General features: G+C 69.6%; 13 protein-coding genes and 1 pseudogene. All 14 read left to right on the top strand.

Annotated elements, in window-relative coordinates; all coding sequences use genetic code 11:
• Window positions 1-168: 168 nt before the first annotated feature.
• The 14 genes and pseudogenes from D473_RS0115045 (at window position 169) to D473_RS0114980 (ending at window position 13,637) form a co-directional block, all read left to right on the top strand.
• Window positions 169-1,464, top strand: coding sequence for a PH domain-containing protein (locus D473_RS0115045; RefSeq protein ID WP_017609890.1), 1,296 nt, complete (start codon window positions 169-171; stop codon window positions 1,462-1,464).
• Between the two features lie 153 nt (window positions 1,465-1,617).
• On the top strand, window positions 1,618-1,857 hold the full coding sequence (locus tag D473_RS0115040; protein ID WP_017609889.1) for a chaplin family protein: 240 nt from the start codon (window positions 1,618-1,620) through the stop codon (window positions 1,855-1,857).
• Window positions 1,858-2,187: 330 nt separating this feature from the next.
• A complete protein-coding gene (locus tag D473_RS0115035; protein ID WP_017609888.1) occupies window positions 2,188-2,430 on the top strand; it encodes a chaplin family protein in 243 nt (80 codons plus the stop codon).
• Between the two features lie 376 nt (window positions 2,431-2,806).
• A complete protein-coding gene (locus D473_RS0115030; protein WP_017609887.1) occupies window positions 2,807-3,049 on the top strand; it encodes a chaplin family protein in 243 nt (80 codons plus the stop codon).
• Between the two features lie 427 nt (window positions 3,050-3,476).
• A complete protein-coding gene (locus D473_RS0115025; RefSeq protein ID WP_017575808.1) occupies window positions 3,477-3,719 on the top strand; it encodes a hypothetical protein in 243 nt (80 codons plus the stop codon).
• A gap of 173 nt (window positions 3,720-3,892) precedes the next feature.
• Window positions 3,893-4,706 (top strand): annotated as a pseudogene (locus D473_RS25755) (Rossmann-like and DUF2520 domain-containing protein).
• A 69-nt stretch (window positions 4,707-4,775) separates the two neighbouring features.
• Window positions 4,776-5,639, top strand: coding sequence for a pantoate--beta-alanine ligase (gene panC, locus D473_RS0115015; protein ID WP_017609884.1), 864 nt, complete (start codon window positions 4,776-4,778; stop codon window positions 5,637-5,639).
• A gap of 30 nt (window positions 5,640-5,669) precedes the next feature.
• Window positions 5,670-8,330: an L-aspartate oxidase gene (locus tag D473_RS0115010; RefSeq protein WP_017609883.1), complete on the top strand. Its 2,661-nt coding sequence runs from the start codon at window positions 5,670-5,672 to the stop codon at window positions 8,328-8,330.
• A 62-nt stretch (window positions 8,331-8,392) separates the two neighbouring features.
• Window positions 8,393-9,175: a type III pantothenate kinase gene (locus tag D473_RS0115005; protein WP_017609882.1), complete on the top strand. Its 783-nt coding sequence runs from the start codon at window positions 8,393-8,395 to the stop codon at window positions 9,173-9,175.
• 62 nt (window positions 9,176-9,237) lie between these two features.
• Window positions 9,238-10,740 carry a bifunctional lysylphosphatidylglycerol synthetase/lysine--tRNA ligase LysX gene (gene lysX / locus D473_RS0115000; protein WP_026126978.1) on the top strand — a complete coding sequence of 501 codons (1,503 nt, stop codon included), beginning with the start codon at window positions 9,238-9,240 and terminating at the stop codon, window positions 10,738-10,740.
• 616 nt (window positions 10,741-11,356) lie between these two features.
• Entirely contained in the window at window positions 11,357-11,680 is a 324-nt protein-coding gene (locus D473_RS0114995) for a LuxR C-terminal-related transcriptional regulator (protein WP_017609880.1), read from the top strand.
• Window positions 11,681-11,835: 155 nt separating this feature from the next.
• Complete coding sequence (locus D473_RS0114990; RefSeq protein WP_033353431.1) at window positions 11,836-12,468, top strand: amino-acid N-acetyltransferase; 633 nt, start codon at window positions 11,836-11,838, stop codon at window positions 12,466-12,468.
• 352 nt (window positions 12,469-12,820) lie between these two features.
• On the top strand, window positions 12,821-13,099 hold the full coding sequence (locus D473_RS0114985; RefSeq protein ID WP_026126977.1) for a hypothetical protein: 279 nt from the start codon (window positions 12,821-12,823) through the stop codon (window positions 13,097-13,099).
• Window positions 13,100-13,301: 202 nt separating this feature from the next.
• A complete protein-coding gene (locus D473_RS0114980; RefSeq protein WP_017609877.1) occupies window positions 13,302-13,637 on the top strand; it encodes a histone-like nucleoid-structuring protein Lsr2 in 336 nt (111 codons plus the stop codon).
• Window positions 13,638-13,751: the final 114 nt, after the last annotated feature.

Here is a 13,751-nt window from a genome sequence, read left to right as displayed (position 1 = left end):
GGGCCGCACCATCCGCAGGGCACACCGGGGCCCCAGTACCCCCAGTACCCGCAAGGTCCGTCCCTCTCGTCCAGCGGGCCCGCGCCTCAGTGGGCCCCGCCGCCGACCGGGCCGCCCGCCCCACAAGGCCAGTGGTACGCCGCCCCGCCGCCCAGGCCCTTGGGGGACGTGACCACGGGGGTCTTCCGCGCCCACTGGATCATCATCCTGTTCCAGGTCGTCGCCGTCACGTTGGTGTTCGCCGCGCTCGCGGGGCCGATCCTGGGCCAGTTCGGGTTCGACTGGGTCCTCATGATGACGGTCGCGGTGCTCTTCGGAACGCTCGCCTACTGCCTGCCCGCGTGGTGGTACGCCACGTTCGGGCTGCGCGAGGACCACCTCGTGGTGCACAGCGGACTCCTCCTGCGCGGCTCCCGTGAGATCCCGTTGAGCCGGCTCCAGGCGGTCGACGTGGTGCGCCCGTTGCTCATGCAGGTCTTCGGCCTGGCCGAACTACGGGTGGAACTGGCCGGGGGCGACGGCAGCGTCGTCCGCCTCCCGTGCCTGCGCCACGAACTCGCCGAACGCATGCGCGTCGCTGTACTGGCGCACGCCGCCGGTCTGCCCGGGCGTGCCCCCGAGGCCCCCGAGTGGCCCTTCTACCGCCTGCCGTTCCCGTTGCTGCTGGGTGCGCTGCTGTTCCGTGTCCCGGTCCTGTTGGCCTTCGTGGCACTGCTGATGCTGTTGACGGCGGGTGTGGTCTTCGGGGAACCGGGGGTCTTCGGTGCGGTCGTCCCACTCGTGCTCGGTCTGCTGCGGCACTTCTGGGGCCCGCTCACCCGCTACACCGATTTCTACGCCTCGACCTCAGGTGACGGGCTCCGACTGCGCTACGGCATGTTCCAGCGCCGGATGCAGACCGTTCCGCCCGGCCGGGTCCAGGCAGTGCGCGTGGTGGAACCGCTCCTGTGGAGGGCCCTCGGGGTGGCCCGCGTCGAGGCCAACGTCGCCGGGTACGCGGGCGCCCGCCAGGGCGACTCGGCGACCTTGCTCCCGGTGGCCCCCCGGCACCGCGCGTTCGCCCTGGTCAACGAGGTCTTCCCGGGTAGTGACGCGGTGTCCGTGCCGTTGGCCTCCGGCGGCGGTATGCGTCACAGCGATGTCGGGGCCGACGAGTACCTGTTCGTGACCACCCGCGGAATCTTCTGCCGGACCACCGACGTGGTTCCCGTGGAGCGGGTGCAGGCACTGCGTCTGGCCGAGGGGCCGTGGTCCCGGCTCACGGGGCGCTTGACGGTCGGTGCGGACACCCCGCCCGGCCCTGCCGAAGGCCGCGCTCAGGGGGTGGAACCGGGCCATGCCCGCTCCCTCCTCGACGCGCTCGCGGGGCACGGACGTCGCGCGCGGGGCACCGAGGCGGGTACAGAACGTTGGGCGACCCGGGCCACGCTGACCCGTGAGCGGGACGACCTCCGCGGCTCCTGAGGTTTTCGGACAGCAGTCCCGCGACACGCCGACGGCGATCGACGCACATGCGAACGGATATGGCTGAATAACAGCGAACACAAAGAGTGTTCTCATTGCTGCAAAAAGTAAGCAACCGTCGGTGCCTCGAGCCCCGGCATTCAGGAGACATACATGCTGAAGAAGGCTTTCGCTGCCAGCGCCATCGTTGCCGCCGCCGGTGGTGTGCTGTTCGCCGGTGCTCCCGCCATGGCCGCCGATGACGTCGTGACCTCCGGCAACGGCAGCATCCTCTCCGGCAACCAGCTCGTGGCCGACGTGGACGCGCCCATCAACGTCTGCGGCAACTCCATCGCCCTCCTCGGTGCCTCCGGCGCCAACTGCGTCGACTCCGGCGCCACGGTCGTCGACTAGGAGCCGCCTGTCTGGTTCTGCGTGAGCGCCGCCCCGCTCCGGTGGGGCGGCGTTTCGTCGTTCCTGGGGTACTTGCGTGCCCTGTGAAGCATGTGACCTATGGCACACATGGGCACTGATTTGTTTCCCCTTCGCTCCACCATGTCCGACATGGGATGTCACGTTAGGTCATACTTCCAGGTCGCGGTCGGAGAAAATTCTCGGAATCGGCCCCCGCGAGGTCGGTGTATGTGGCTCAATAGTCTCTGAACACGGGGAGTGTTCACAGTCATACAAATCGTCGATTTCCGGATGTTTGGTTCCCTCGGGGGCCGGTCCGTAGGAGAAAACATGCTGAAGAAGGCTTTCGCTGCCAGTGCCATCGTTGCCGCCGCCGGTGGTGTGCTGTTCGCCGGTGCTCCCGCCATGGCCGCCGATGACGTCGCGACTTCCGGCAACGGCAGCATCCTCTCCGGCAACCAGCTCGTGGCCGACGTGGACGCGCCCATCAACGTCTGCGGCAACTCCATCGCGATCCTGGGTGTCTCCGGCGCCAACTGCGTCGACTCCGGCGCCACCGTCAAGGACTGGTAATGCCGTGAGCTTGCACGCTCGGGTCCGGCCGGTCCGCCCCGAGGGGCCCCGGCGGGCGGCCGTGCCAGGAGCGTGAGACGGGCGTCATTCCGTGATGGCGGGGTGGCGCCTCTGTTGTGCGTCGGGTGCCTTCGGTCGGGTCGGAGTCCTGTCCTCCTGTGTCCGAAATCAAGGACTGGGAAAGGGCGACAATTCCGACATGAATCGACACTCTCCGCGATCTGAGCAGGTCACAGCTGAGAAACGTTCCGCGATTCCGGTCACGAGCAGACACCAGTTGTGGCTGAATGGAACAAGAGCACTGTGCGTGCTCGACTTACGACACATAGTCAACATCCGGTCGGCCCCACATCGGCCGGGAATTCAGGAGACATACATGCTGAAGAAGGCTTTCGCTGCCAGTGCCATCGTTGCCGCCGCCGGTGGTGTGCTGTTCGCCGGTGCTCCCGCCATGGCCGCCGATGACGTCGCGACCTCCGGCAACGGCGCTGTCCTCTCCGGCAACCAGCTCGTGGCCGACCTGGACGTGCCGGTCAACGTCTGCGGCAACTCCATCGCGATCCTGGGCGTCTCCGGCGCCAACTGCGTGGACTCGGGTGCGACCGTCAAGGACAAGTAACACCTCGGCCGCGGCCCGATCGGGCCGGAGCGCGACNCCGCCCCTCTTCGGGGCGGCGCCCTTCTCTGTGTCCGGGGAGGCCCGGTCGGCCCGCTCCCTCGTCCGGGAGCGGCTCAGCTGTTCCGCGCTCCGTGCGAGGTCGGCCCGGTCGGCCCGCAATCTCCGTTCTTGGCCGACTGGAACTGCTGTCTCCAGTGACGCAGTGCCACCACACGTCGGCGGACGTATGCCCCTACGTCCGGATCGGCCCCCGGCTCGTAACTACACAGTGTGAACGGATTGGGTCCATTTGTGATGACCGCAGTTCATCGGGGTTATTCCAGGGTTCCGTGTCGGTACGTTCTCAGTCGGCGCCCCCCAGAAGGTGCCCTCGGGAACCACACGCGGTCCGGCGGTCCCCCCGACCGGACACAGAAGGAGAACACCAGTGTTGAAGAAGACACTCGCCACCGGTGCCGTGGCCCTGGCCTCCGCCGGGATCCTCCTCACCGCCGCACCGGCCGCCGCTCACTCCGGGGCCTGGACGCACAGCCACGGCTCCGACGTGAGCGGCAATCTCTCCTACATCAACGGGGTGGAGAACGAGAACGAAGGCTGCGGCAACGCCAATGCCGTGCTCGGCAAGACCCAGGCCTCGTGCTTCAACTCGGGGGTGATCATCCAGAACTGACCGGGGCGGAGACCAGCAGGAACACACAGGGGGCGGGTGCTGCGGTGCCCGCCCCGCACGCGTGCCGGGGGACGGGGGCGGCAGGCCACCGGGCCGGGCGGGCTATCGTGTGCTCAGGCGTCATGGCCGAACGAGCGGGCCGGACGCACCGGACCACCGAGGGGGCACGCACGATGGAGTCGACGCAGGGGCGTCCCGCGCGGCTACGGGTCGGGGTGATCGGGCCCGGCCGCGTCGGGTCCGTCCTGGCTCAGGCACTCGGCCGGGCGGGACACAAGGTCGTCGCGGCCGCGGCGGTCTCCGAACGCTCCCGCCGTTACGTCGAGGAGCGCCTGCCGGGCGCACGCATCATGGAACCCGCCCAGGTCGTCGAAGCCAGCGACCTCGTCCTTCTCACCGTGCCCGACGACGCCCTCGCCGACGTGGCCGAAGGGCTCGCCGAGACCGGTACCGATCTGCGCGGCACCATCCTCGTNGCACCCCGCGATGACCTTCCCCGGCCGCGACGAGGACATCGACCGCCTCGCCGACTGCGCCTTCGGGGTCACCGCACCGGAGCAGCTCCGTCCCATCGCCGAGGCCCTCGTCGTCGAGATGGGGGCCGAACCGGTGTGGATCGCCGAGGACAAACGCACCCTGTACCACGCGGCCCTGGCCGGCGGGGCCAACCACTTGGTCACCCTGGTCGCCGACAGCGCAGGCCTCCTGCAGGCCGCCGGTGTCCCCGAACCAGGGCGCATGCTCGCGCCGATGCTCAGCGCCGCCCTCGACAACGCCCTGCGCCTGGGCATCCACGGCCTCAGCGGTCCGGTCCTGCGTGGCGACTCCGGCACCGTGGCCGGCCATATCGAACAGCTCAGGGAGAACGCCCCCGAGAGTGTGGCCAGCTATGTCGAGCTCGCCCGGCTCACCGCCGACCGCGCCATCACCGCCGGGCTCCTCAAACCCGAGGACGCCGCACGCCTGCTCGACGTCCTGCGTCGCTGAGACCGGCCCGCCCGGCGCCACGTCCCGCACCGCCGAGCCCGGACCCGGGCCACGACCGAGAGACCACCGATGACCGCACCCACCCAGCCCGGCCCCCTCGTCGCCCGGACCCCCGGGGAACTGCGCGCCGCCCTCACCGGCGCCGAGGGTGTCGGCCTCGTCCCCACCATGGGATCCCTGCACAGCGGCCACCGCAGCCTCATGCGCCTGGCCCGCGAACGTGCCGACACGGTGGTCGTGAGTGTCTTCGTCAACCCGCTCCAGTTCGGGCCGGACGAGGACTTCGAGCATTACCCCCGCGATCTCGGGGCCGACACCCGTGTGTGCGCGGAGGAGGGAGTGGACGTGGTCTTCGCCCCCGAGACCGCGACCATGTACCCCGCGCCCCAGATGGTCACCGTGGACGCCGGGACCATGGGTGAGCGCCTCGAGGGCGCCTTCCGTCCCGGGCACTTCACCGGCGTGCTCACCGTCGTCGCCAAGCTCTTCCACCTCGTGCGCCCCGCCTTCGCGGTGTTCGGTGAGAAGGACGCTCAGCAGATCGCCCTCGTGCGCCGTATGGTCGCCGATCTGGACCTGCCGGTGGAGGTCGTCGGCGCGCCCCTCAGCCGCGACCCCGACGGCCTGGCCTCCTCCAGCCGCAACGCCTACCTGTCCGAGGAGGAGCGCGCCAGCGCCCTGGCGCTCTCCCGTGCCCTCGCCGCCGGACGCGAGGCCGCACCCGGCGGTGCGGAGGCCGTCCGAGCGGCCTCCCGCAAGGTGTTGGAGAAGGCGGCCGCAGCCACCCCGCCGGTCCGCCTCGACTACCTCGCCCTGGTCGATCCCGCGACCTTCGAGGAGGCCTCCGCCGACCACAGCGGCGACGCGGTACTGGCTGTGGCCGCCCGTGTGGGCGTGACCAGACTCATCGACAACACGGCGGTGCCCCTCTGAGGGCACCTTCCCCCTTCCCGAGAGAGACTGATGAGCGCACCGACACCGCCCCTGACCACCCGTCTCGACGCCCCTGCCCCCGGGTGGTCCGTCGGTGCCGACACCGTCGTCGTCGGGTCGGGCATCGCCGGTCTGAGCGCCGCTCTGGGGTACACCCGGCGATCCGGTCACGGCCGGGTCGTGCTCGTGACCAAGGACCGGCTGTCCCACGGCTCCACCGTCTACGCCCAGGGCGGGATCGCCGCAGCCATGGCCCCCGGGGACAGCCCCGTCGCCCACATGGTCGACACCCACCTCGCCGGCGCAGGGCTGTGTGATCCCCTCGCCGTGCACGTGCTCGCCACCGAGGGCCCCGGAGCCCTGCGCAGGCTCATCGGCCTGGGCGCCGAGTTCGACCGCTCCGAGACCGGGGAGCTCTCCCTGACCCGGGAGGGCGGTCACCGGGCCGACCGCATCGCCCACGCCGGCGGTGACGCGACCGGGGCCGAGATCCAGCGGGCCCTCGTCGAGGCGGTCCGGGCCGAGGAGCGTATCGAGACCGTCGAGCACGCCGTGGCCCTCGACGTGCTGCGCGACCCCGCGACAGGGGCCGTCGGGGGCGTGACCCTCCACGTCATGGACGAGGGCGAACGGGGCGGTGTGGGCGCGGTCCGCGCCCCCGCGGTGGTCCTGGCCAGCGGAGGTATGGGGCAGGTCTTCGCCTCGACCACGAACCCGCCCGTCTCCACCGGCGACGGCCTCGCCCTGGCCGCCCGGGCGGGCGCGCGCCTGTGCGATCTGGAGTTCATCCAGTTCCACCCCACCGTCCTGTGGTCGGAGCCCGACGCGAGCGGACGTCGGCCCCTGGTCTCGGAGGCCCTGCGCGGCGAGGGCGCCCGCCTCGTCGACGCCGGGGGCCACAGCATCATGGAGGGGGTGCACGAGCTCGGCGACCTGGCGCCGCGCGACGTCGTGGCCCGCACCATCGCCCGTGTCATGGCCGAGCGGGGCACCGACCACGTGTACCTGGAGACCCGCCACTTCGGCCGGCAGACCTGGGAGCGGCGTTTCCCCACGATCCTCGCCTCCTGCCGTGAGCACGGCATCGATCCGCTGGAACGCCCGCTGCCGGTCGCCCCTGCCGCCCACTACGGCTCCGGCGGGGTGGAGGTCGACGTGGACGGTCGGACCTCGGTTCCGGGGTTGTGGGCCGTTGGAGAGGTCTCCCGCACCGGCGTGCACGGCGCCAACCGCCTGGCCTCCAATTCCCTGTTGGAAGGGCTCGTGCAGGCCGACCGGATCGCCGCACGTCTGGCCGGGGAGCGCCCCGGTGGCACGGCGGCCTCCGGCGCCGACCCGGTCACCGGTACCGCCCGGGGTGAGGGGGCCACCCCCGATACCGGCCTCGTCCCCGCCCCCGAACGGTTCCCGCTCCCCGATCCCGCCCTGGCCCCGCGTATCCGCGCCCTGATGTCCCGCCACGCGGGTGTCCTGCGCACGGGGGAAGGCCTCACCGAGCTGGTCCGCGAACTCGACACCCTCGCTTTCCGGAAGACCCCCGTCGTGCCCGACACGGCCGCCTGGGAGGCCGCCAACCTGCTCACCGTGGCCCGCCTGGTGGCTTCGGCGGCCCTGCACCGCACCGAGAGCCGGGGATCCCACCAGCGCGCCGACCATCCCGCCCCCCGGCCCGGCCTGCGTTCGACCGCCGTCATCGTCCGACTGGAAGGCGAGACCACCGTGACCGCACTCGAGGACCGTTCCCCCTCCCTGCCGCCCGCCCTCCGCGCCGAGCTCGACACGATCGCCTTCCCCCTGGCCGCCGCCGACCGCGCCTCCGAGGCCCGCGACGAGTTCACTCTGCCCTGGACCGCACCCCACCGGTCCCATCTGGACCTGGTCCGCCGCGCTCTCGCCGAGGACCTCACCGCCGGTCCCGGCATCGACGTGACGACCGTGGCCACCACCCCTGCCGACCAGGTCCGCACCGGCCACGTGGCCGCCCGTGCCGACGGCACCGTCAGCGGGCTCGCCCTCGCCGAGCTGGTTTTCTGGCTCGTGGCCGACGGCGCCGTCGAGGTGGAACGCCGAGTCTCCGACGGTGACCGGGTCCGCCGCGGCGACGTCCTCATGGCCGTCACCGCCCGCACCCGTGACCTGCTCACCGCCGAGCGCACCGCCCTCAACCTGCTCACCCACATGTCCGGGATCGCCACCGCCACCCGCAGCTGGGTCGACGCAGTGGCCGGGACCGGGGCCCGCGTGCGTGACAGCCGCAAGACCCGTCCCGGCCTGCGCGCCCTGGAAAAGTACGCCGTGCGTTGCGGTGGGGGCACCAACCACCGCTACGGCCTCAGCGACGCCGGCCTCGTCAAGGACAACCACGTCGTGGCGGCCGGCGGTGTCGGAGCGGCCGTGCGAGCGATCCGGGAGCGTTTCCCCGACCTGCCCCTGGAGGTCGAGGTCGACCACCTCGACCAGGTCGAGGAGGCCCTCCGAGCCGGTGCGGAGGAGATCCTCCTGGACAACTTCGTCCCCGCCGACCTGCGCAAGGCCGTCGAACTGGCCGGCGGCCGCGCCCTCCTGGAATCGTCCGGGGGCCTGTCCCTGGACACCGCCGCCGAGGTCGCCGCCACCGGTGTGGACCTCCTCGCCGTCGGGGGCCTGACGCACTCCAGCCCCGCACTGGACATCGCCCTGGATCTGGCCTGAGGGATCCTGTTGGAAGATTCCTGGAAAACATGCCACTTCGACCACGGATGAGGGTCCACAGAATGCTGCTCGCGATCGACGTCGGCAACTCCGAGACGGTCCTCGGCCTCTTCGACGCCGAAGAGCTCGTCGAACACTGGAGAGTGGGCACCGACACCCGCCGCACCGCCGACGAGTGGGCGGTGGTGCTCAACGGGCTCTTGGCCGCAAGCACCCTGACCGGGCCGAACGGTATCGACGGCATCGCCCTGTGTTGCTCGGTGCCCTCGGTCCAGCACGAGATGCGGGAGATGTTCCGGCGCGCCTACGGGGACGTGCCCGCGGTCATCGTCGAACCGGGCGTGCGCACCGGGGTACCGATCAGGATGGACAACCCCAAGGAGGTCGGCAGCGACCGGATCGTCAACGCCCTGGCGGCCGGCCACCTCTACGGCGGTCCGAGCGTGGTCGCCGACTTCGGCACGGCCACCACCTTCGACGCGGTGAGCGCCAAGGGTGAGTACGTGGGCGGTGCCATCGCCCCGGGCATCGACATCTCCGTGGACGCCCTTTCCCAACGCGGCGCACAGCTCCACATGGTCGAGATCGTGCGCCCGCGTGCGGCGATCGCCAAGAACACCACCGAGGCGCTGCGCTCGGGCATCGTCTACGGGTTCGCCGGACAGGTGGACGGGATCGTCGACCGTATGGTCTCCGAGCTCTCCGACAACCCCGACGGCGTCACGGTGGTGGCCACCGGAGGCCTCGCCGGAACGGTCGTGGGGGAGTGCGAGACCGTGGACGTCCACGAGCCCTGGCTCACGCTCATCGGGTTGCGCCTGGTCTTCGAACGCAACTCCTCCTGAGCCGGCTCCGGCGAAGCGGACCCCGGTCGGCCGGGGCACCGAGCGCCGGTAGGATCGTGCGCGTGAATGACGCGCACGATGACACCTACGACGACCTGCCCGAACAGATGCGTGTCCGGCGACAGAAGCTGGACCGTCTACGGGAGGAGGGCACCGACCCCTTCCCTGTGACTTTTCCTCGCGACACGTCGATCGGCACCGTGCGTGACAAACACCAGGGCCTCGAGGCCGACACGGGCACCGGCGTCCGTGTCGCGATCGCCGGACGTGTCATGCTCTACCGCACCGGTGGCAAGCTCTGCTTCGCCACCCTGCGCGACGAGAGCGGCGACATCCAGATCATGCTGTCCCTGGACAAGGTCGGCAAGGAGCGCCTGGACGCCTGGAAGGCCGACGTCGACCTCGGCGACCACGTCGGCGTGGAAGGGGAGGTCATCACCTCCCGCCGCGGCGAGCTGTCGATCATGGTCGACTCCTGGACGCTGACGGCCAAGTGCCTGCGTCCGCTCCCGGAGAAGCACAAGGGTCTGACCGACCCCGAGGCCAGGGTGCGCCGGCGTTATGTCGACCTGATCGTCAACCCCGAGTCGCAGGAGATGGTGCGCCGCCGCTCGGCCGCCATCCGCGCGATCCGGGAGGGACTCAACACCCGCGACTTCATCGAGGTCGAGACCCCCATGCTCATGCGGGTGCACGGCGGTGCCACGGCGCGCCCCTTCACCACGCACATCAACGCCTACGACATGGACCTCTACCTGCGCATCGCGCCTGAGCTGTCCCTCAAGCGCCTGGTCGTGGGCGGTCTGGAGAAGGTCTTCGAGGTCAACCGGAACTTCCGGAACGAGGGCGCGGACTCCACGCACAACCCCGAGTTCACGATGCTGGAGTTCTACCAGGCCTACGCCGATTACAACGTGATGGCGGACGTGACCCGGGACATCATCCAGGAGGCGGCCCGCGCTGCGTTCGGCTCGACCGAGATCGAGCGCGACGGGGTCGTCTACGACCTGAGTGGGCAATGGCCGCAGGTCACCCTGTACGGGGCTGTATCCGAGGCGCTGGGCGCCGGGGTCGACCCGCGTACGTCCGTCGAGGAGGTCCAGCGGCTGGCCGAGGCCGAGGGTGTGGAGTTCGACCACGCCTGGGGCCAGGGCAAGCTCGTCGAGCACGTCTTCGAGGAGCTGGTCGAGCACACGATCATGCAGCCCACGTTCGTGCGCGACTACCCGGTCGAGACCAGCCCGCTCACCCGTCGGCACCGAGAGGACCCGCTGCTCACCGAGAAGTGGGACCTCATCGGCTTCGGCATGGAGATGGGCACCGGCTATTCCGAACTGGTCGACCCGGTCGAGCAGCGTCGCCGCCTCACCGAGCAGTCGCTGATGGCCGCCGAGGGGGACCCCGAGGCGATGCAGCTCGACGAGGACTTCCTGCGGGCGCTGGAGTACGGCATGCCGCCTTCCGGCGGTGTGGGTGTGGGCATCGACCGGCTGCTCATGGCCTTCACCGGTAAGAACATCCGCGAGACCGTGCTGTTCCCGATCGTCAAGCCGGACGGGGACTGACAGCGGCGTACGGACGGCCGCCCCGGGGACGTGTCGAGAGCCGTGCGGTGACCTCTCACCGTTCGGTCGGGCCGTCTCTCCCGCTGGTTACAGCGGGGTGTCCCCGGGGCCAGGCCGATATTTTTCCCGGTCACCGGGTGTACAGGCACCCTGTCGATGGATGAAGCTTGTTTACGCAGGTCATCATCGATGCCGATCGTTTTCTCCACCCTCGGGGCAACGGTCGGGATTTGCCTGGATGTACATGGTGTTTTATCGGGCCTTGACGGTCGGAACTCCTCGGCCTAGCGTGCTGATTGGCGGACTTCGGTCCGCTCGATTGCCTAAGTGGAAAAAGATCGACGGTGGGCGAGCCCCGGGCCGGGCCGATGGCCTTCCCGGACTCGTGCACGCCGAACGCCCCCACTTGTGAGCTGACCGTCCCAGCTCATGACCACGGGGGTGTGCGGGCTCCGTCGTGCCCGCACCCAGCCGCCTGCCCTGTGCCAGAGGAACGGTGGCCCCAGGTGCGAGTCGGCGAATACGGCCCCCGGTGGACAGAACCGGGCCGAGCCCGTCGGCATCCACACAGGTGACGAGTTGTTGTTCCGCACTCACATGGATGAGGGAGGACGGAGTGGAACAGGCCACACTCGTACGACATGCCGCTGAGGACCAGGAGGCTCCCGCGCCCCGGGAGCACCGAGAGAACGTGGTGCCTCTCCAGGCCCGGGCGAGCGAGAGCGCGCTGAGCAGCACCTACACCCCGGTCGAACTGAACCGGGAGGAGCTGGAGCTGCTGGCCGAGATCGCCACCGGGGTGACCACCGAGGTCGCCGCCCGGCACCTGGAGCTGAGCGCCCGTACGTTGCGCCGTCGCATCCGCAACATCTGCGACGTGCTCGGAGTCAACACGCCCATCGAAGCGGTCGTGTGGGCCGCACGGCGTCAGTTGATCTGACGTGGCTCCGGCCGCAGGGCCGGGGCCGATCACGGGCATATCCGGAACCGTCGCGCATCCGCTGCGTACCGTCCGCCGAGAGACTGCGTCTGCCGCCCGAGGGCGGGGGTACACCGTCGGGAAGGGGCGCCGCGGGGGCATAGTCTGGTCCGGCTATGCCCGTTCGTCATGTTCAGGTGCGCCGCGCGCGCACGAGCGATGTGGTCCACGTCCGCCGGCTCGTCGACACCTACACCGTCGACCGCCGTGTGTTGTCCAAGAGCACCGTCAACCTCTACGAGGACATCCAGGAATTCTGGATCGCCGAGGCCGAGGATTTCCCCGACGATCTCTCCGCGGACGCTCCGGAGGGGGCACCCGGGCAGGGGCCCGCCGGTCCCGGTGAGCGGGGCGCGGCCCCCGAGCCGGAACGCAGTGTCGTGGGTTGCGGCGCCCTCCACGTGCTCTGGGAGGACCTCGCCGAGGTCCGCACCGTCGCCGTGGACCCCGCCTTGCGCGGTTTCGGTGTGGGACACCGCATCGTCTCCGTCCTCTTGGACACCGCGCGCGAACTCGGTGTGAGCCGTGTGTTCTGCCTGACATTCGAGACCGGATTCTTCGCCGCGCACGGGTTCTCGCCGATCCAGGGGACTCCTGTGCAGGGTCGTGTCTACGAGGAACTGCTCCGTTCCTATGACGAGGGTGTGGCCGAATTCCTCGACCTCGAGCGGGTCAAACCCAACACACTCGGGAACACCAGGATGCTCGTGCACCTCGACCAGGCCCCGCGCCGGGCTGAGGGCCGCTAATCACCACCGGGTGGTATCGGGGTGGAAGGGGGCGGGTAATGTGGTCCTGCGCTCGCCGGTGGTGCCGGCACTCGAGTTCACCGCCTGTGGTCGAACCCGTGTATTTCGGGAAGGCCGATCATGGAGACAGGCCCTGCCCGCCGTCGAGTGGGCACACGACCGGACATTGACGGTGATCGGGTTCGCCGGGGGCGGAGTCCGGTACGTCCGATGACAAACCGGGGACCGGCCGGGCCAAGTGCCTCGGGTCATGGTTTGCCCGGATCATCGGCGCCATCCCCCCAGGAGTGTCCCGACCCTCGGTCGGGTATTTGCTGCGATAAGTGACAACCGGGAAGGGTGGGCCGCTTCGATGGGTGACTTTTTGTCATCACTGCTTCCCCCTGGTCTCATCGATGTATTGTCGGCGTTGCTCCCGCCGGTGGTGGTCGGTGGCACCTTCTGCTTCTTCATCATCAAGATCCTGCGGAACGAGATGGCTCCGCGACGGACGGATGGAAGCCTGGTCGGCAAGGAGACCGACTCCGGTGATGAGAGTGATCAAGACGCGATCGGGCCGGAAGAGGCCGCCACGGCGAACGAGGCATCTATTGCCGATGACGGGGCACGCGCGGATTCCGACGGACGTTGATACGGTAACCGGTCGACTCTGTCCGGGCCCCGTGTCCAGGTGAGCTGTACGTGGGACCCGTCGCGCGGTCGTGAGGTCCCCTCCGAAACCCCAGGGTCAAGTCATGATGATTTCTGGCACGCCGGGAATTGTCTTCTGCGTTCTCCCGAGATAGCTTTATATTCAGGTGTGGAGACACCGCGCTTCTGAAAGGTTTGATTCCATGGCACAGAAGGTCCAGGTTTTCCTGGTCGACGACCTCGACGGCGGCGAGGCCGAGGAGACGGTGACGTTCGGGCTCGACGGCTCGATGTACGAAATCGACCTCAGTGCGGGTAATGCCGCCAAGCTCCGCGAAGCTCTCGGTCCCTTCGTCGAGGCAGCCCGTAAGGCACCGACCAAGCCCGGTCGCGGTGCGAAGAAGAGCAGCCGCAATACTCCCAGCCGTGAGCGCAGCGCTGAGATTCGCGCTTGGGCCAAGGCTGCGGGGAAGCCCGTCAATGAGCGTGGCCGTATCCCGGCTGCCATCGTCGCCGAATATGAGGCGGTCAAGGGCTAGCTTTGCCGGTACCCCCGGCTCGCCGAAATGTTGTCACTTCTTGATGGAATGGCTCCGGTGAGCGCGGGGAGGCATGGGGCGTACACATCCCGGGGTCGTGAACGAACGGCCCTG

It is taken from the genome of Nocardiopsis xinjiangensis YIM 90004 (assembly GCF_000341145.1).
Lineage (GTDB): Bacteria > Actinomycetota > Actinomycetes > Streptosporangiales > Streptosporangiaceae > Nocardiopsis > Nocardiopsis xinjiangensis.
This window is presented reverse-complemented; position numbering and strand designations above follow the sequence as displayed.

What these genes read in the sequence shown, in the direction of transcription:
- D473_RS0115040 (WP_017609889.1), top strand. Translation starts at nt 1,618, where the DNA reads ATGCTGAAGAAGGCTTTCGCTGCCAGCGCCATCGTTGCCGCCGCCGGT.
- D473_RS0115035 (WP_017609888.1), top strand. Translation starts at nt 2,188, where the DNA reads ATGCTGAAGAAGGCTTTCGCTGCCAGTGCCATCGTTGCCGCCGCCGGT.
- D473_RS0115030 (WP_017609887.1), top strand. Translation starts at nt 2,807, where the DNA reads ATGCTGAAGAAGGCTTTCGCTGCCAGTGCCATCGTTGCCGCCGCCGGT.
- panC (WP_017609884.1), top strand. Translation starts at nt 4,776, where the DNA reads ATGACCGCACCCACCCAGCCCGGCCCCCTCGTCGCCCGGACCCCCGGG.
- D473_RS0115010 (WP_017609883.1), top strand. Translation starts at nt 5,670, where the DNA reads ATGAGCGCACCGACACCGCCCCTGACCACCCGTCTCGACGCCCCTGCC.
- D473_RS0115005 (WP_017609882.1), top strand. Translation starts at nt 8,393, where the DNA reads ATGCTGCTCGCGATCGACGTCGGCAACTCCGAGACGGTCCTCGGCCTC.
- D473_RS0114990 (WP_033353431.1), top strand. Translation starts at nt 11,836, where the DNA reads ATGCCCGTTCGTCATGTTCAGGTGCGCCGCGCGCGCACGAGCGATGTG.
- D473_RS0114985 (WP_026126977.1), top strand. Translation starts at nt 12,821, where the DNA reads ATGGGTGACTTTTTGTCATCACTGCTTCCCCCTGGTCTCATCGATGTA.
- D473_RS0114980 (WP_017609877.1), top strand. Translation starts at nt 13,302, where the DNA reads ATGGCACAGAAGGTCCAGGTTTTCCTGGTCGACGACCTCGACGGCGGC.